The following is an 18,616-nucleotide window of genomic DNA, read 5'->3' on the forward strand; positions in this document are numbered from 1 at the left end:
CCTCCGACTCACCTGCTGAGACCTCGCCCTGGAGACCTGCCGCCACCTCACCTCTCGCGCCACCACCGGTGAGAACGCTCCCACCGCCCCGTCCGTGCGCACCGCCCGCCCCTACAGGGGTTCGCTCCCGATCAGCTCCCGATCAGGGGCGGGCCGGCATCGTCAGCCGCTAGTGTGACGGGTGCCCCTGCCCCCACCCCCGGTAGCGATAGGAGCAGGACTGATGACCGGCTACGTGATGGCTGCCACCGACGCCGGCGGCGAACGGCTCGGGGAACGTATCCTCTCCACGGCGCCCACCCTCGCCGAGGCCGCCGAACTCGGCGATCTCCATGAGACGGACTACGTGATGGCCGGCCGGGACGGCGGCGAGGCGGTCATGCTCTACGGGCGGGACGCCGGCGGCTCCTGGTCGGTGATCGCGGCCGATGTCGACGTCGAGACCGCCGAGGAGGTGTGCCTCTGGTTCGACCTCACGCAGCATTACCGGGGCCGTTCGTCGGTCGGCACCGTCCTCGGCGGCCACCCTCTCGACGACGCCCCGGTACCCGAGGGCGGGCGGATGGCCGCAGCACAGGCGATCTCGCTGGTCGTGGAGCGCATCGAAAGACGCCGACTGGACTACCCCACTCAAGGGCTGGCGGCGGACCGCTTCGCGGCGGGCTGGAGCGTGTACGCGCCGGTGGAGGTCGACGAGAGCGACCCGATGGCGTTCCTGGACATGCCGGTGGGCCGGTCGGTGTTCCTGGTGAGCGACGTCGGGCGAATCAAGGAGATATCGAGCTCGGTCCCTCCGCGGCAGGCGGAGGAGATGTTCACCGCCGAAGAGGCGTACGTTCGCCGGGAGCCCGCCGAGCAACGGTTCATGGCCGACCTCAGGGACGAGGTCATGCGGCTCGACTCCGCGTCGGAGGGCTCCGCGGGCATCAGCTCGTTCACCATCGACGCCCCCGGCGAGGAGGTGGTCGCGGCCAGGGCGTCCCGGCTGCTCGGCCCGATCGCGCAGCAGTTGGCCCTGCTCGGCCCGCGGGGGTGGGACCGGTTCGCGGCGGTCTTCTCCTGCACGGTCTCCGGCGAGGTCGCCCAGCTGCGGTTCTGGGCCGGGAGCCGGAGCACCGAGGTGCGGGTGCCCGAGCAGACCGCGCTCCTGGTCCGGCGGCAGCGCCACCTCGCCGCGCGGATGCCGGCCGGGCCGTGGTGGCGCCTCGCTCTCACCGTCAGCCACAGCGCTGGAACGGACGCGCGGATCACCACGGAATACGACTACGGCGACCGGCCCTTCCCCGACGACCACCTGCTGGCCCCCGAGCACTACCGCGACGACCTGGCCGCCTACCCGCGCGCCCGCACACCGGCATGGCTCTCCGCATACGTCGCAGGCGTCGGCGAGCCCGGCACCGCGACCCGCACGGCACCGAGGGCCGCCGGCGCGACGACGCGGCCACCCGACGCCCGGCAGGAGCCGCAGGACCGGCAGGCGCCGCAGGACCCGCACGACCGGCAGGCGCCGCGAGCGCCCCAGGACCGGCCCGCGCCGTCACCGGCACGACAGGCGTCGGCCCCGCAACCCGACGCGGTGGTGCCCGGCCCCCAGAACGCGTACCGCGCGTCGGCACCTCCGCAGCGTCCGCTGCCCCCGTCGGGGCCGGCGCGGCCCGGCCCGGGCCCGGTCCTCGACACCAAGGTCGGCTGGACACACCTCCACGCCGACCCCCAGGTGATCACCTACGGCAGGAGAACGATCGCGCTCGACCAGGTGGAGTGGATCAGCTATTGGGCGACCCACACCGCCGTAAAGCGCTTCATGTACCCGACAACCCACGACAACACATGGGATTTCCAGGTGGGCCGGTACCCGTACCGCGGCGGCCCGAAGGTCGCCGTGCACTTCTCCAGGGCGGGCCGCCGGGCGGTCCAGCCCGAGGAGTGGACGTTCCTGGTGAACCTGGCCAGGCAGTACCTGGAACCCAGGCTGCTCACGGAGCTGGTCGCCAAGGTGCGTCGTGGTGAGACCGTCACGGTCGGCGGCAGCGTGCAGGTGAGCCGGGACGGCATCGCGTGTGCCAAGCCGCGGCTATCCCTGCCGTGGGCGTCGATGGGCGCCACGCAGCTGAACAACGGCTTGATCTGCATCTATCGGGCCGGCGTCGAGAAGCCGGTGCTGACCGTGCCGCTGAGCCACCCCAACGCGTCCTTGATTCCAGGCCTCTTCGCCGCACTCACGCCGTGAGGGCCGGCACACGGGCCCCCGACCGTGCGCCACCGGCTCCTGCCGGCGAACCCGCCGTTCCGGGTGACTGGCCACGACGTCCTCCCGTCCTCGCGTGACACCCGTTTTCGTGCGTTCGCTGCCCGTACTCCACCCGGCGGCGGCACAATGTGCCTGCACGCGGACCTGCCGGGGGAGGGGGACCAGTGGGCGATCCAGCGGACCCTGTGGGCCAGGCGGCCGAAGGCCGGTGAGTCCGTCCACGGAGGCGGCCGGTGGCTCATGCATGCGGCCGCTGGTCTGGTGCCGGGCGACGGCTGCCACCGGCCCGGACAGCCCGCTCCCGCGGCAGCCGGCTATCCGGTCCGCCCGCGGCTTCGGTGTGTGCGCCGGCCCAGGAGCACGGCAGCGGCCAGTTTGGCCAGGACCGCCACCACCACGACGCCGATGGTCCAGTCCGTCCAGCGTGGTGCGGACAGCACGGATGAGGCCATGCCGAGGTGCACGGCGACAGCCAGGATGACGAGACCCGTGAGCCCGGCCCGGGCGAGGCGGTTCCGGCGGCGTGAGCGCGCCCGCTCCGTCCCGGTGACCGTGGGAGCGGAGGCGCCGGTCGGCGGTGTCGTGCCCGTGGCGTGCCCGTGCCACTCCACGCCCACCCCTTCACGCCTGCCGAATCTGACGATGTGCGCGCTGAGAAGGTCCTGAAGTCTCCGCAGGTCCTCCTCGTCGTCGGCTTCCACCCGCAGCACCAGCGCGTCCGCGGACGTCCCGAGCGTGCACCGGCCCCAGGGCAGGGTGACCAGACCGTGGGAATCGGACCACTCCACATGGATCTGGTCCGGGCCGGGATCGGGCGCGCCGTGGTGTGGCGACCGTGGTGCCGAGCTCTGATCGCCGTGTTGGCGCACGCGGCCGTTCAGATGGCGTCGCTTGTTGTCGAAGTGCTTGCAGAGCTGTATGAGGTATCGGCTTGGACGGTCGGTTGCGACCCGGCCTTCGGCGGTGGGCATGGGCACAGTCCTCGATGGTGAGTGACCTGGTGCGGTCAGATCCTGGTCAGGGCGACGAGCCACGCCTCGACATGGCCCGGGGCCGCGGTGATCTCGATGGCGGACGGTGCGACCGAGTCGATCCGCCAGTCGTCGGCGAAGGCCTGTTGGAGCTCTCCTCGCGTCACCTTGTGTGTCCGGCCCCAGGCACCGTGTTCACGGTCGCTGATGCAGAGGACGAAGGCGCTTCCGCCCGTGCGCAGCACGGACCGCAGGGCGTTGACATAGGCGGTGCGGTCCGTACCGCGGAAGACGAACGCCGGCTGGGGGCAGCCGATGTCCCACGGCGGTGGGGTGGTGTACAGGTCGTCGGGTCGCTGCGGCGCTGGTGCGCCTGGGGGGTGGGGTGAGGCGGACACGGGCGCCTTCTTCCGGGTGGGCGGATCCTCGTGCCGGTTCGGATCCGCGGGGCGATGCCGCCAAGATTTATCGATACAGTATGTCTATGTCAAGTCAGAGTGTATCGACGCCGTCGCCTCGTATACTGCAAGCGTGCCGAAGCTGTGGAACGAGACGATCGAGGAACACCGCCGCGCGGTCCGGGGCACGGTGCTGGACGTCACCGCGACTCTGGTCGCCGAGCACGGGCTGCGCGGCGTGACGATGTCCCGGATCGCCGAAGGCGCGGGAATCGGCCGCGCCACGCTGTACAAGTACTTCCCGGATGTCGAGTCGATCGTGACGGCCTGGCATGAGCGGCAGATCTCCAGCCACCTGCAGGAGCTCGCCGCGCTCCGCGACGGACCGGGTGGCGTCGGTGAACGGCTGACGGCGGTTCTGGAGGCTTACGCGTTCATTCAGCAACGGCGTCGAGGGCATGACCCGGAGATCGGCGCCGCACTCCACCGCGGAGAGCACGTCGCCCACACCGAGCGGCATCTGCACCGGTTCCTCGGCGACCTGATCGCGGAAGGCGTGACGGCACGTGAGGTGCGTGACGACGTGGCGCCGGGTGAACTCGCCTCCTACTGCCTGCACGCCCTCGCCGCAGCGGGAGACCTGTCGTCCGACGCCGCGGTCCGCAGGCTCGTCACGGTCACCGTGAACGGCCTGCGCCCCGCCCGTTGACGGCCGGCCCCTCGCATACGGTAACCGCGCCGCCGCTCCTTGTGCTCGCCGAACTGCCGCGTTTCCGGGGGCGCGTGCTCAGGGGCGGGCTCGCCCCGCAGTCCTGCGGAACGCCCCGTACGATGGTCTCCATGACCGGCATCCACCGTCCTATGCGACCTGTGACGGGTGCGCGCTGGGTGCTGGTCGTCCTCGCCGTCCTGGCCGGAGTCCTGACGATGCACGGGCTGTCGCCGGGAGGCGCGCCCGCGTCCGGACAGCACATGGCGATGGCCCTGCCGGCCGGCTCGGCCCCCGCCGCCCATCACAGTGCCGGTCGGCACGTCGGCGACGCGCACACCTGTCAGCACGCCGCGGGCATGGGTCACGGTGGTGCGGCCATGGGCCACGGCGGTATGGCCATGGGGCATGCCGGCGGTACCTGTGCGGCCGGGGGGACGTCCAGCGGGTATGTCCCGCCCGCGTTGCTGCCCGCGTCGGCCGTGCTCGCCGGGCCCGGTCCGGCGAAGCCGAGCGGTCCGGCCACCGTGAGCGTGGCCGGACGAGCACCGCCCGACTTGTCCGAGCTCCAGCTCCTGCGGATCTAGAGGCACCCGCACGACACCGCCGAGCGGGTGTCGTGCTCCGGCCTGCCTCAAGAATCCACTTTCCCGCGGCTGAGTCGCGGGTGTCTCAAGGAGCTGTATTCTCATGGCACATCGTCGGTCTCCGGCCCGTCGGACGGCCGTGCTGGTCGCGGCGGCGACCGCCGCGGTGGTACTGACCGCCTGCGGCAGCGACAGCGAATCCCCGTCCACCGGCCACTCCGGCCACTCCGGCCAGTCCGGCCACTCCGGGCACGACATGGGTTCGACGTCCGCCGACCCGTCGGCCACCGCGTCCCAGGGCGGGCACAACGCGCAGGACGTCGCGTTCGCCCAGGAGATGATTCCGCACCACCGTCAGGCCGTGGCCATGGCCGGGCTCGTTCCGTCCCGGGCCGAGTCCAACGACGTGAAGGACCTCGCGGAGAAGATCCGGAAGGCGCAGGATCCTGAGATCAGGACCATGTCGGGCTGGCTGAAGGCCTGGGGCGAGAAGGTCCCGGACGACAGCATGCCCCGGACGGGAAGCATGCCCGGCATGGGCCACTCCGGCTCGTCGATGCCCGGCATGATGTCGGACGACGACATGGACAGGTTGAAGAAGCTGTCCGGCACGGCGTTCGACACCGCGTTCCTGGAGATGATGATCGGCCATCACCGGGGCGCGATCGAGATGGCTGAGACCGAGCGGACCAAGGGCGCCTACGGTCCGGCCACGACGATGGCGAAATCCATCGTCGACTCGCAGTCCGCGGAGATCACCCGGATGAAGCGGATGCTCGGCACCAAGTAGCCGCGCCTGCGCTGCCGGTCCCCTCCGCGCGGCAGGGGGCCGGCAGCGAGGATCATCCGTCCTTGAACGCCTCTCCGCCGCCGGGCCACCGGCGATCGTACGGCCTGCCGGCGGCCGGGGCCCGCGGGCTCTGCCCGAACCCGCGCCGTACCGGCATGGAGAGCGGGACCCTTCGGCCCCCGGTCGCTACGGCTTGCGGGCCACCACCGCGTACTGGGCCACCGTGGGCCGCTCCCGAGTGGGGCCGGGGCGCCAGTGGGTGCAGGAGACGACGCCCGGCGGGAGGATGTCGAGGCCGCTGAGGAAGGCGGAGATGCCGGCGCGGGTGCGGGCGGTGATGGGGGGCTTCGCGTTCGCGTTCCAGAACGCCATGGCCTCGCGGTTGGACGCGCCGCCGAGGTCCAGGGTGGGGTGCGTGATCGCGAGGTAGCTGCCCGACGGTACGGCGTTCACGAGGTGGCGGACGATGGACGCGGCCTGCTCGGAGTCGAGGATGAAGTTCAGGACCCCGAGGAGCATGACGGCGACGGGTCTGCCGAAGTCGAGGGTCTCGGCGGCGGCCTCGATGATCGCCTCGGGGGCGTGCGCGTCGGCGTCGACGTATTGGGTGGCGCCCTCGGGCGAACCGCTGAGCAGGGCGCGGGCGTGGGCGAGCACGACGGGGTCGTTGTCGACGTACACGACGCGGGACTCGGGCGCCACGCCCTGGGCGACCTCGTGGGTGTTCTGCGCGGTGGGCAGACCCGTACCGATGTCCAGGAACTGCCGGATGCCCGCCTCGCCCGCCAGGAACGTCACCGCCCGGCCGAGGAACGCGCGGTTCGCGCGGGCCACATCGACGATCTCGGGGTACATGCCGGCGATCCGGCCGCCGACCTCCGCGTCCACCGCGTAGTGGTCCTTGCCGCCCAGCCAGTAGTTCCAGACGCGGGCGTTGTGCGCGACCTGGGGCGGGAACTGCTGGTCGGAACGCTGCTCGTTGCCGTGTGCCACGTGTGCTCCTTCGGTGCCGTGTCCTGAGCCGAATCCGGCGATGCCCATGACGCTTTTCTCCCCGCCGATCACATACCCGCGGTGTCGTACGGCGGTCAGGCCGGCGAGCCGTGACCGCCGGCTGGTGTGCGTGTTCCGCGCGCACGCTGCCAACGGCACGCCGGGAGATGGGAGTTCGTCGCCGGGAGTTCCGCGGGCAGAGCCTCCCCGGGGCACCGGCGTGGGCGGGGACCCGCGGCCGAACCTGGCGCACCACGGGAGCCGCTCGTCGCGGTTCCGTCGGCACCACCCATTGACCCCCGCTGTCCATGTACATAGCCTGCGTCTCACCTTGTAGACGCTGTCTTTATATGTAGACGCCCTTGAGGGGGCGACAGCACCTTCGTGCAGTTCAAAGGGGAACTGGGTCATGCCACTCGTCGTCGTCGGGATCAGCGTCCTGATCCTGCTCTTCCTCATGACGAAGCTGAGACTGAACGGCTTCGTCGCGCTCCTCCTCGTGGCCGTCGGCGTCGCCCTGGTGCAGGGCATCCCGGCGGCGAAGATCGCCGACGTGCTCTCCGCGGGCATCGGCGACCAGATCGGTGACACCATGCTCACCATCGGACTCGGCGCCATGGTCGGCCGGGTGATGGGCGACTCGGGCGCCGCCCAGCGCATCGCCGGCAAGCTCCTCGACCTCTGCGGTCCGCGGTGGGTGCAGATCGCCATGGTGCTGACCGCCATGCTCATCGGCGTCACGATGTTCTACGAGGTCGCCTTCGTCATCATCGTGCCCGTCGCCTTCACCCTGGTCCGGGTCACCCGGGCGAACCTGCTGTGGGTCGGGCTTCCGATGTCCATCGCCCTGTCCACCATGCACAGTTTCCTGCCGCCCCACCCCGGTCCCACCGCGGTGGCCGCCACCTTCCACGCGTCCGTCGGACTCACCCTGCTCTACGGCCTGTTCATCGCCGTCCCGGTCGGCGCGCTCATCGCCCTGGTCTGGCCCCGCCTTCCGTTCGTCCGCGCGATGAACCCCGAGGTGCCCAAGGGGCTCGTGAGCGACGAGGTCTTCGAGGACGAGGACATGCCGGGTATCGGCTGGTCGCTGGCCGTCGCCCTGCTGCCCGTCGTACTGATCGCGGGCGCGGCCGTCACCGACATGGCCACCTCGGCGAACACCCCCGTCGTGCACGTCGTCGCGTTCGTGGGATCCGCGCCGATCGCGTTGCTGATCACGCTGGCCGTCGCGGTCTGGGCGTTCGGCCCGCGCATCGGCCGGAGCCTGGGACAGGTCAGCGCCTCGTGCCGGGGGGCGGCACAGGCGATGGCGATGATCCTGCTGGTGATCGGCGCCGGCGGCGCCTTCAAGCAGGTCCTCGTCGAGGGCGGGATATCCGACTACATCAAGGATGCCGCCGACGGCTGGTCCATATCCCCGATCATCCTGGCCTGGCTCGTCGCCGTGATCCTCCGGGTCGCCCTGGGATCGGCCACGGTCGCCGTGGTCACGGCGTCCGGCGTGGTCCTGCCGCTCGTCGCGGGCAGCGGAATCCACCCGGAGATCATGGTCCTCGCCGTCTCCTGCGGATCGATCGCGTTCTCCCACGTCAACGACCCGGGCTTCTGGATGTTCAAGGAGTACTTCAACCTGTCGGTCGTCGACGCCATCAAGTCCCGCACCAGCTACACGACCGTACTCGCCGTCCTCGGCCTGGGCGGCGTCCTGGCCGTGGAACGCGTCCTGGACGCCCTGAGCGTGTGAACAAGCCCCTGCATGTCCGAGACGACACCCCCGATCTGCGAAGGATTCATCTCATGAACCAGCCCGTAGTCACCCGATTCTCCGTGTACCCGGTGGCGGGCCGGGACTCCATGCTGCTGAACCTCTCCGGCGCTCACGCCCCGTACTTCACGCGCAACGTCCTGGTCGTCGAGGACTCCCTCGGGCGGACGGGGCTCGGGGAGGTGCCGGGTGGTGAGGGGATCACGCGAACGCTGCGCGATGCGGAATCCCTCGTCGTCGGTGCCCGCGTGGGTGACTACAAACGTGTCCTGCGCGCCATGGGGGAGACGTTCGGCGGCCGCGACGTGGGCGGCCGTGGTGAGCAGACCTTCGACCTGCGCACCACTGTGCACGCGGTCACCGCGGTCGAGTCCGCGCTGCTGGACCTGCTCGGACAGCACCTGGACGTGCCGGTCGCCGCCCTTCTGGGCGACGGCAAGCAGCGGGACTCGGTGCGCGTACTCGGATACCTCTTCTACGTGGCCGATCCCGACCGGACCGACCTGGAGTACGTCCGTGAGCCCGACGCGGCCGTCGAGTGGTACCGCGTCCGGCGCGAGGAGGCGCTGACCCCGGAGGCGATCGTCCGTCAGGCGGTGGCGGCGTACGACCAGTACGGCTTCCGCGACTTCAAGCTCAAGGGGGGCGTCCTGCCCGGTGCCGAGGAGGTCGAGGCCGTCACGGCGCTCAAGGAGCGTTTCCCCGAGGCCCGGATCACCCTGGACCCCAACGGCGCCTGGTCCCTGCGCGAGGCCGTCCAACTGTGCCGTCCCCTCGTCGGCACACTCGCCTACGCCGAGGACCCCTGCGGGGCGGAGGACGGCTACTCGGGCCGGGAGATCCTCGCCGAGTTCCGCCGGGCCACCGGCTTGCCCACGGCGACCAACATGATCGCCACGGACTGGCGGCAGCTGACCCACGCCCTCGCCCTGCAGTCCGTGTCCATCCCGCTCGCCGACCCGCACTTCTGGACCATGCAGGGGTCGGTGCGGGTCGCCCAGCAGTGCAACGCGATGGGACTCACCTGGGGGTGCCACTCCAACAACCACTTCGACATCTCGCTGGCGATGATGGCCCACTGCGGGGCGGCCGCACCGGGGGAGTACAACGCCCTCGACACCCACTGGATCTGGCAGGAGGGGCTGGAACGGCTCACCGTCGAACCTCCGCGCATCGCCAAGGGCGAGGTGGCCGTCGACGACACCCCCGGACTCGGGATCCGGGTGGACATGGACCGCGTGCTCGCCGCCCACGAGCTCTACCGGGAGAAGGGTCTCGCGGGCCGGGACGACGCCGTGGGCATGCGCTACCTGATACCCGGCTGGACGTTCGACGGCAAGCGTCCCTGTCTGGTGCGGTGAGCCCGGCGCAGGCGCCGGTGTGACCGAGGGCCGGGCGCCGGTGTGACCGAGGGCCGGACGACGGTGTGTCACTCCCTGGCAGGCGTCGGTGTGACTCCGGCACCACGGGCTCGAACACCTGGTTCTTCCCCGACGGACAAGGCATTGTGTTCGTCGAGGTCCCGGATCAGCGAGGAGTGACGACATGACGGGCAGCGAGAGCCAGGTGGCGCGGAGGTTTCCGGACATCGCCGGGCGTGACGTCCTGGACGAGGCGGTGTTCGTCGGGGATCCGTACACGCTGTACGCGCGGCTGCGTGAGGAGCGCGAGGTGCACCCCGTGCTGCTGCCTGAGGGGCTGCGCGTGTGGCTGGTGGCGCGGTACGCGGACGCGCGTGCCGCGCTCGCGGACCCCCGGTTGAAGAAAAGCGGCTCCGGGCCCCTGATGGCGGCGAACGGGCTGGACGAGGAGGCCGGAACGGCCCGCGGGGACGTGCTGTTCACCCACATGCTGAACACGGACCCGCCCGACCACGAGCGGCTGCGGCGGCTGGTGAACAAGGCGTTCACGGCACGGCGGATCGAGCGACTGCGGCCCAGGATCGAGGAGATCACGGCCGAACTGCTCGACGCGATGGGCGACGGCGGCGAGTCGGTCGACCTCCTCGACGCCTTCGCCTTCCCGCTGCCCATCACCGTGATCTGCGAGTTGCTCGGCGTACCCGTGGCCGACCGGGACGACTTCCGGCGCTGGAGCAACCTGCTCATCTCGGGCTTCGGCACCGGCGAGGAGCGGGTCCTCGCCGGCGTGCAGGTGAAGGCGTACCTGGAGAAGCTGATCGAGGACAAGCGCACCGACCCGGGGGACGACTTGGTCTCCACGCTCGTCGGCCTGCACGACCAGGGCGACTCGCTCACCGAGCAGGAGGTGGTCTCCATGGCCTTCCTGCTGCTGGTGGCGGGCCACGAGACCACGGTGAACCTCATCGCGAACGGCGTGCTCGCGCTGCTCACGCACCCCGACCAGCTCGCGCTGCTGCGCGCGGACCGGTCCCTGCTGCGCGGTGCCGTCGAGGAGTTCCTCCGCTACGAGGGGCCGGTGAAGAACGCGACCCTGCGCTACACCGCCGAGCCGGCCGAGATCGGCGGCACGGTCGTCCCGGCGGGGCAGTTCGTGGTGGTGGCGCTCGCGGGCGCCAACCGCGACCCGCACCGTTATGCCCAGCCGGACCGGCTGGACATCACCAGGGACACCACGGGGCATCTCGCTTTCGGCTACGGCATCCACTACTGCCTCGGCGCGCCGCTGGCCAGGCTGGAGGCGGAAGTCGCGCTGGGGAGGCTGCTCGACCGCTTCCCGCGGATGGACCTCGCGGCCGCCCCTGCGGACCTGCGGTGGCGCGGCGGCCTGCTCATCCGCGGGGTGGAGGAGCTGCCGCTGCGCCTGGGCCGGTAGGAGTTGTCGTCAGCTCTCGGCCGGACCTGGTGCGCCGGCCGAGAGGGCGGGAACAGGCAGGAATTGCTCGGCAGTCCGCAAGGCGGAGCGGCGCTGCCGCCGCTGGGCGCGGGCGACGGCCGCCGGCTGGGCGCGGGCGCCGCCCGGAAGAGTGGGGCCGTCTCCGGTCGAGGCCGGCGCGGTCCGGTGCCGTACCGGCTCGAAGCCCCCACGAGGTATGCCGGCCCCGGCGGGCAAGGTCACCTCATCGGGATCTCGCGCCACGAGAGCGTTCCACCGGATGCGGCCGGGGCCCCGTGGCCCTGCCACGTGGGCCCATGCTTGCTTTCGTTCGGTTCTGATGATTTATGCGCTGTTCTGCGGTGATATGTGCACTTCATGGAGATTGTACACTCTGTACTAAGGGGTGCCTTCTGGCGCGTGTCCCCGCGCGGAGGTCCCCCGACCCCGGCGGAAGTGAGGCGGCGATGGAGCACCGCGCCGATCGTGCCAGGCCTGGCGCGTCCGACGATGTCTTCGACGAGGCGCTCACAGCCAGGGCCACCGTCGATGAGCACGGCGTCGTGACGGAGTGGAGCGAGGGCGCCCGACGGCTCCTCGGTTACCGCCCCGCGGACATCGTGGGCAGGCCCGCCGACCGCCTGCTCGACCAGGATCTCCCCGCCGGGATCGAGACCCTGTCCAGGTGGAACGGCCGGGTGGCTCTGCGGCACGAGGACGGGCGCCGGGTGGAGGCCTGGCTGCTCGCCCACCACCGGATGGCCGGGGACAAGGGACGGGAGTGGTTCCTGGTCTCTCCCCTCACCGGCGCGTCCGGCTCCCCGGAGGACAGGACGCTGGCGCTGTGGAGCTTCGAGCAGTCGTCCTCGTGCGCCATGGCCGTGTTCGACAGGCGGCTGCGCCAGCGCCGGGCCAACGGGTACATGTGCCGGGCCGCGCAGCTCACCGACGCGGAGATGCGCGGCCTGCGGCTCTCCGAGATCTGGGACCTCCGCGGGGCCGACCGGATCGAGCGGGCCATGGTCCGGCTGCTGGAGACCGGCGAGCCCCAGTACGTGGAGAACTACCTGCGGGTCGTCGGCGAGACCCGGGAGCATGGCTGGGCCAACTTCCTCTTCCCGCTGCGGGACGAGGAAGGTGCCGTGCGTGGCGCGGCCCTGACGGCGCACGACATCACCGAGCAGTACGGGGCGCGCAAACGGCTGCAACTGCTCAACGACGCCAGTGAGCGCATCGGCAGCACCCTGGACGTGGCTCTGACGGCCCGGGAGCTGGCGGAGGTGGCCGTCCCCGACTTCGCCGACTTCGTCACGGTGGACCTGCTCCCCCAGGACGCCGGCGCGACGGCTCCGCCGGGCGCGGGCCCCGTTCCGAGCGCCGACGGCTCGGTCCGGCTGCGCCGCACCGCGCAGCAGTCGGTGTTCCCGGGGGCGCCCGAGGCGGTGGTCTCGCTCGGCGAGGTCGACGTCTACGCCGCCGGCTCGCTGGTCGCCCAGTGCCTGACCACCGGGCGGGCCGTGCTGCGTGCCGATTACACCCCGCAGGACGCCGACTGGTCGGTCAAGCGCCCGAGCCGGCAGGCGACGATCCGCGCCTTCGGCATCCACTCCGTCATGGTGGTGCCGCTGTCCGCGCGGGGCAGCGTGCTGGGGGTGGCCATCTTCGTCCGCCACCAGCAGCCCGAGTCCTTCGGCGAGGACGACCTGCTGCTCGCCGGGGAGATCACGGCCCGGGCCGCCGTCTGCATAGACAACGCCCGCCGCTACACCCGCGAGCGCAACACCGCAGAGATGCTGCAGCGGAGCCTGCTGCCCCAGCGGCTGCCGCGCCAGGCGGCTGTGGAGGTCGCCTCCCGCTACCTGCCCACCGGAGCCCTCGCCGGGGTGGGCGGCGACTGGTTCGACGTCATACCGCTCTCCAGCGCCAGGGTGGCCCTGGTCGTCGGCGACGTGGTCGGGCACGGCGTCCAGGCGGCGGCCACCATGGGACGCCTGCGCACCGCCGTCCGCACCCTCGCCGACATCGACCTGCCCCCCGACGAACTCCTCACCCACCTCGACGACCTGGTGATGCACCTCCCGGCGGACGAGAGCGGGCACCCGGACTGCTCGGACCATGCGGACGAGTCGGCCGGCGGCTTCTGCGCGACGTGTCTGTACGCCGTCTACGACCCGGTGACCCGGGTGTGCACGCTGGCCCGCGCGGGCCACCCCCTGCCCGCCGTGGTGAGCCCTGCGGGCACCGTCGACATCCTGGACGTACCGGCCGGCCCCGTGCTGGGCGTGGGCGGTCTGCCGTTCGAGACCACGGAGGTCACACTGCCCGAGGGAAGTGTGCTCGCCCTCTACTCCAACGGTCTGGTCGAGTCCCGGCACCAGGACATCGACGAGGGGATCGCCCGGCTGCACAGGGCACTCGCCCATCCCTCCGCCCGGTTGGACGACATGTGCGACACCGTGCTCGACGCGCTGCCGCCCGAGCGCCGCACGGACGACATCGCCCTGCTCATCGCCCGCACCCGGGCACTCGACGCACAGCACGTCGCCACCTGGGACCTGCCGGCCGATCCGGTCGTCGTCGCCCAGGCCCGGAACCTCGTCTCCGCCCAGCTCGCCGCGTGGGACCTCACCGAGGAGTCCTTCGTCACCGAGCTGCTGGCGAGCGAGCTCGTCACCAACGCGATCCGCCACGCCGCCCCGCCCATCCGGCTGCGGCTGATCCTCGACCGCCACCTCATCTGCGAGGTCTCCGACGCCAGCAGCACGGCCCCCCACCTGCGCCGCGCCCGCGCCTTTGACGAAGGCGGCCGCGGCCTGCTCCTGGTGGCCCAGCTGACCCGCGGCTGGGGCACGCGCCATACCGGCACCGGCAAGACCATCTGGGCCGAACAGACCCTGGACCAGGCCTGATCCAGACCCGTGGCCCGGCCCGCGGTACGTGGCGGCCGCCGACCACGCAGGAGGCACCGGACCTGTGAGCCGGCGGCAGCGGTAGGGACCGAGCCGGCGATTCGGCGGCAGTGCCCACCGATGGTTCGCTGTTGCTCCACTGCCGGCGCTCGACCTTACCGAGCCGCCGGAATATTCCCAACTATCGGAAAATATCTACCGGTTTCAGTGCCTCCGGGGGAGTATGGGGCCCGGAACAGGCCACCGCCGCCGGCGGCTGGTCTGCCCTGAACAGCATCGCCACGGCGATGCCGGATGATGAGGGGTACCTGAGTGAACCTTCGAAGAACCATCGGCGCCCTGTTCGGTGCGGCGCTGTCGGTCGTCGCGCTCACGACGCCGGTCGCCGCGCAGTCGGCGCAGACCGGGGCCTCGGTCACCTACCAGGCCAACGCACGGCACGACGGCAGTCTGGTCGACACCGGTGTGGGCGCGCCGCCGCTCAGCCAGAAGTGGTCCCGCGACCTGGGCGGGAGTGTCTCCTACCCGATCGTGGCCGGCGGGCGCGTGTTCGCCACCGCCGCCTCGCCGGCGGGGTACGGCACCATCCTCTACGCCGTCGACGCGGCCACGGGAGAGAACGCGTGGGCGCCCGTCGACCTCGGCGGCACCTACTGGTGGTCCGCGCTCGCCTACGGGGGCGGCCGGCTCTACGCCCAGAACTCCGACGGCGAGCTGACCGCCTTCAGCCCGGCCACCGGCACGAAGATCTGGACGGTCGACCTGCCCGGGCAGTACTCTTTCACCTCCCCGCCCACCTTCGCCGACGGCGTGGTGTACACCGGCGGCGCCGGATCGGGCGGCACCTTGTACGCGGTGGACGCCGCCAGCGGTGCGGTGCTCTGGACCCAGCCTGTCGCCAACGGCGACAACAGCTCACCTGCCGTCACGGCCACCGGTGTCTACGTCTCCTACGCCTGCGAGCAGACCTACGCCTTCGACCCCAAGTCGGGCAACCCGATCTGGCACCACGAGACGGGCTGCTCCGGCGGCGGGGGCCGGACCCCTGTCGTGGCCGACGGCGGTGTCTGGGTGCGCGACGACGCCGGGATGACCCCGTCGGTCCTCGACGCCGCCGACGGGAACGTCCGCGGCACCTACGAGGCCACCGGCTGGTCCCCGGCACCGGCATTCGACGGCCGCCAGGGCTACTTCGTCGACGACGGCGTCCTCCAGGAGCGATACAGCCGCACCCTGGCCACTCGCTGGACGTTCGAGGGGGACGGCCAGATCAGCACGGCGCCGATCGTCGTCAACGGCTACGTCTACGTCGGCTCCCGAACCGGTCGGCTGTGGGCGCTCAACGGCGCCACCGGTCAGCCCGTCTGGTCCACCGACGTCGGCGCGCCGATCCAGGACCCCGACGAGCACAACGTGTCCCAACCGCTCACCGGTCTCGGTGCGGGCGGCGGGCTCGTCGTGGTTCCGGCCACCAACCTGCTGGTCGCGTACGGACACTGAGCAGCGGGGGTGGCCGCCGGTCCCGGCGGCCACCCCCTGGCCTCGGCGCCCCGGACCCCGCACCCGCGGGCGACACCCCCGCGGGTGCGGGGGTGTCCATCTCCCATCCCCGAACGGGACGCACGAGAACTCGACACCCGCCCCGGAAAACAAACCGAATCTCCATACAACCCTTACACCTCCCGAGAGGTCTCCTGTTGGTCGAACCGCCCCATGCCGTGGGATGAACGTGCGGTGAACGGGACGGAACGGCGTCATAGTCGGCGTGGATGTCGCTGGAGTGGACATCCCTGTGCGCAGGAGAGACCCGTATGCACAAGCACCCCCGCCCGGCCCTCGCCACGGCGCTCGTCGTGGCGCTCACGGGTGGTCTGCTGACCGCCTCGGTCGGCCTGGCCTCCGCCATCCCCGCCGCCGGCGGGCAGGGCGACTTCGACGGTGACGGCTACGGCGACGTGGCCGTGACCGCACCCGGCGCGGCCGTGCACGGCCTGACCGGGGCGGGCACCGTCAGCGTGCTGTTCGGCGGCCCCGAGGGGGCCGGTGCCGAGCGGATTCAGACGCTCAGCCAGGACAGCGCCGGCGTTCCGGGGACCGCCGAGAAAGACGATGTCTTCGGCTCCGCCGTCTCGGCCGCGGACTTCGACGGTGACGGCTTCTCGGACCTCGCCGTCAGCGCGAACGGCGAGGACAAGGGCTCCGACGTCAACGGCGGTACCGTCACCGTGCTGTGGGGGTCGGCCCAGGGCCTGACCGGCGGCACGACCGTGGCCGACCCGGCCGGATCCAGCCATGACTTCTTCGGCGCGCTGCTCGCCGCGGGCGACTACGACGGCGACGGCAGGGCCGACCTCGCCATCGGAGCCGACACCGAGCGGATAGACGTCTACCGGGGCGGACTGACACCGGCCGGCGGCACCGGCGGCCGGTATGTGGTGAACTCACCGACGCTGCAGGTCGAGGGCCTCGACATCTTCAACCTCACGCCGGGCGACGTGAACAAGGACGGCCGTACGGACCTCCTCGTCGACGGCTATGAAGGCGACTCGACGGGCGACTGGGCGTGGAACTCCAACTACTACCTGCCGGGTTCCGCCACCGGTGTCACCACGTCCGGCAAGGTGAAGCTGCCCGCGGGCGTGATGTCCGACGTCGGTGACGCCAACGGCGACGGTTACGGCGACATCGTCATCGGCAACCAGTGGGACGCCGCCGACGACTCGGCGGGGCTCCACAAGGGCGGCGCCGTCAGCATCGTCTACGGCAGCGCGAGCGGTCCCGGCGACACCCTCGCGCTGAACCAGGACACCGCCGGTGTGCCCGGCTCCGGCGAGACGCAGGACCAGTTCGGTTGGGAACTGTCCTTCGGCGACGTCAACGGCGACGGCAGGGACGACCTCGCCGTCGGCGCACCCGGCGAGGACCTCGACGGCGTGACGGACTCCGGCATGGTCTCGGTGCTGTACGCGACGGAGGACGGGTTCGCCACGGCCGGCAACCAGGCGCTGGAGCAGGAGAGTCCCGGCGTCCCGGGCACCGGCGAGGCGAACGACCGCTTCGGTTCCGAGGTCTACCTCTCCGACATCAACGGCGACGGCAAGGCCGACCTCACCGTCGGCTCGCCCGACGAGAACAACGGCGACGGCCAGGTGACGGCCTTCGTCTCCGATGGCGGAGCCATCGACCCGGCGGGCCGCAACGTCGGCCTGACCGCCGCGGGCCTGACGGCGGACGGCACTCCGGAGCTCGGCTTCAGTATCGTCAACTGACGTGCCCGGCGGCGGTGTCCGTGTGCGGGCGGTCCCGCCCGCACACGGACAGACCCTCCGTGCGACGACCACGCAGCGCAGCGTGCCCCCGGGCGGCGCCGGCGGCGTACCGATCCGTCCGGTGCCGGCCGGGTGCGCGGGGAAGGAACAGCTCATGACCCGCTTCTTCGCCCGGTGGACGCGAGGCCGCCGATGACACTGCCCGTCTTCGGCGCCGCCGCCATCCGGGACGCCGTCACACCGCACCTGGTCCTGGACACCGTCCGCGACGCGCTGATCGCCCACGCCGAGGGCAGGACCACCGTGCCACCGCCCCTGTCCATGGAGTTCCCCGAGGCGGACGGGGACTGTCACGTGAAGGCGGGGCGGGTCACCGGCGCCGCCGACTTCACGGTCAAGATCGCCACGGGTTTCTACCAGAACCCGTCGCGCGGCCTTCCCTCCAACCACGGTCTCGTCTGCGTCGTCAGTGCCACGACCGGCCAGGTCCGGGCGGTCCTCGACGACCGCGGCCTGCTCACCGCGGTGCGCACGGCCGCCTCCGGCGCCCTCGTCACCCATGCGATGGCCCGGCCCGACGCCGGCACGCTCGCCGTCTTCGGCACGGGCGACCAGGCCCGCCGCCAGGCGCTCTGGCTCTCCCGGCTCCGGCCGCTCAGCCGCGTGCTCGTCCACGGCAGGACCTCCGAGACGTCCCGGGCGGCCTGCGAGTGGCTGGTCGCCCACGACCTCCCCGCCCGGCCCGCCACCGCGCGGGAGGCGGCGGGCGCGGACATCGTCGTCACCGCGACTCCCGCCACCCGTCCGGTTCTGGACGCCGCCGACGTGCGCGAGGGCGCGCACGTGACGGGGATCGGTACGGACATGCCGCACAAGAACGAGCTCCCGGCCGCCCTGTTCGGCCGCGCGGGCCTGATCGCCACGGACGACCACGCCCAGTGTCTCGGCCACGGCGACTTCGGCAACGCCGTGCGCTCCGGCACCACCACGGCGGACCGCGACACCCCGGCGGGCCTCCTCCTCAAGGCGCCCGCGGCACGGCCGGACGGGGCGGTCACGGTCGCCGACCTCACCGGCGTCGGGGCGCTCGACGCCGCACTCGCCTCGGCCGTCCTGGACCTGCTGCTGCGGGAGGGCGGGGAAGCCGCGTCAAGGACGGGATGACAGCTCGGCCG

At 71.7% G+C, this 18,616-nt stretch carries 14 protein-coding genes; 11 read left to right on the forward strand and 3 right to left on the reverse strand.

The features are described 5' to 3' along the window. Positions 1-223: 223 nt before the first annotated feature. Positions 224-2,230, forward strand: coding sequence for a hypothetical protein (locus ACSMXW_RS31575; protein WP_485801348.1), 2,007 nt, complete (start codon positions 224-226; stop codon positions 2,228-2,230). Between the two features lie 335 nt (positions 2,231-2,565). Here the strand turns inward: ACSMXW_RS31575 and ACSMXW_RS31580 are convergent, their stop codons facing one another. Together ACSMXW_RS31580 and ACSMXW_RS31585 are read right to left on the reverse strand one after the other, a co-directional pair. Further along, complete coding sequence (locus tag ACSMXW_RS31580) at positions 2,566-3,222, reverse strand: DUF2218 domain-containing protein (protein ID WP_485801350.1); 657 nt, start codon at positions 3,220-3,222, stop codon at positions 2,566-2,568. A 35-nt stretch (positions 3,223-3,257) separates the two neighbouring features. Then, positions 3,258-3,620, reverse strand: a complete 363-nt coding sequence (locus tag ACSMXW_RS31585; RefSeq protein WP_485801352.1) for a hypothetical protein — start codon at positions 3,618-3,620, stop codon at positions 3,258-3,260. A gap of 133 nt (positions 3,621-3,753) precedes the next feature. On the opposite strand from ACSMXW_RS31585, the gene ACSMXW_RS31590 reads away from it, so the two are divergent. The 3 genes from ACSMXW_RS31590 to ACSMXW_RS31600 all read left to right on the forward strand — a co-directional run bounded on the left by ACSMXW_RS31590 (position 3,754) and on the right by ACSMXW_RS31600 (position 5,706). Then, positions 3,754-4,329: a TetR/AcrR family transcriptional regulator gene (locus ACSMXW_RS31590; RefSeq protein WP_485801354.1), complete on the forward strand. Its 576-nt coding sequence runs from the start codon at positions 3,754-3,756 to the stop codon at positions 4,327-4,329. A 131-nt stretch (positions 4,330-4,460) separates the two neighbouring features. Beyond that, on the forward strand, positions 4,461-4,916 hold the full coding sequence (locus tag ACSMXW_RS31595; protein WP_485801356.1) for a DUF6153 family protein: 456 nt from the start codon (positions 4,461-4,463) through the stop codon (positions 4,914-4,916). Between the two features lie 103 nt (positions 4,917-5,019). Further along, positions 5,020-5,706, forward strand: a complete 687-nt coding sequence (locus tag ACSMXW_RS31600; protein ID WP_485801357.1) for a DUF305 domain-containing protein — start codon at positions 5,020-5,022, stop codon at positions 5,704-5,706. A 186-nt stretch (positions 5,707-5,892) separates the two neighbouring features. On the opposite strand, the gene ACSMXW_RS31605 is transcribed toward ACSMXW_RS31600, so the two are convergent. Beyond that, the gene (locus ACSMXW_RS31605; RefSeq protein ID WP_485801359.1) at positions 5,893-6,747 is read right to left on the reverse strand and encodes an SAM-dependent methyltransferase; all 855 of its coding nucleotides are present in this window, start codon (positions 6,745-6,747) and stop codon (positions 5,893-5,895) included. A gap of 361 nt (positions 6,748-7,108) precedes the next feature. On the opposite strand from ACSMXW_RS31605, the gene ACSMXW_RS31610 reads away from it, so the two are divergent. The 7 genes from ACSMXW_RS31610 (at position 7,109) to ACSMXW_RS31640 (ending at position 18,605) form a co-directional block, all read left to right on the forward strand. Further along, the gene (locus tag ACSMXW_RS31610; RefSeq protein WP_485801360.1) at positions 7,109-8,446 is read left to right on the forward strand and encodes a gluconate:H+ symporter; all 1,338 of its coding nucleotides are present in this window, start codon (positions 7,109-7,111) and stop codon (positions 8,444-8,446) included. A 53-nt stretch (positions 8,447-8,499) separates the two neighbouring features. After that, on the forward strand, positions 8,500-9,828 hold the full coding sequence (locus tag ACSMXW_RS31615; protein WP_485801361.1) for an enolase C-terminal domain-like protein: 1,329 nt from the start codon (positions 8,500-8,502) through the stop codon (positions 9,826-9,828). A gap of 184 nt (positions 9,829-10,012) precedes the next feature. Then, positions 10,013-11,263, forward strand: coding sequence for a cytochrome P450 family protein (locus tag ACSMXW_RS31620; RefSeq protein WP_485801362.1), 1,251 nt, complete (start codon positions 10,013-10,015; stop codon positions 11,261-11,263). Positions 11,264-11,730: 467 nt separating this feature from the next. Then, on the forward strand, positions 11,731-14,172 hold the full coding sequence (locus ACSMXW_RS31625; protein WP_485801364.1) for a SpoIIE family protein phosphatase: 2,442 nt from the start codon (positions 11,731-11,733) through the stop codon (positions 14,170-14,172). Between the two features lie 312 nt (positions 14,173-14,484). Continuing rightward, a complete protein-coding gene (locus tag ACSMXW_RS31630) occupies positions 14,485-15,672 on the forward strand; it encodes an outer membrane protein assembly factor BamB family protein (RefSeq protein ID WP_485801365.1) in 1,188 nt (395 codons plus the stop codon). Positions 15,673-15,983: 311 nt separating this feature from the next. Beyond that, positions 15,984-17,441 carry an FG-GAP-like repeat-containing protein gene (locus ACSMXW_RS31635; protein WP_485801367.1) on the forward strand — a complete coding sequence of 486 codons (1,458 nt, stop codon included), beginning with the start codon at positions 15,984-15,986 and terminating at the stop codon, positions 17,439-17,441. 192 nt (positions 17,442-17,633) lie between these two features. Continuing rightward, positions 17,634-18,605, forward strand: a complete 972-nt coding sequence (locus tag ACSMXW_RS31640) for an ornithine cyclodeaminase family protein (RefSeq protein ID WP_485801368.1) — start codon at positions 17,634-17,636, stop codon at positions 18,603-18,605. The last annotated feature ends 11 nt before the right edge of the window (positions 18,606-18,616 follow it).

This window comes from Streptomyces sp. DSM 116793, from assembly GCF_057320905.1.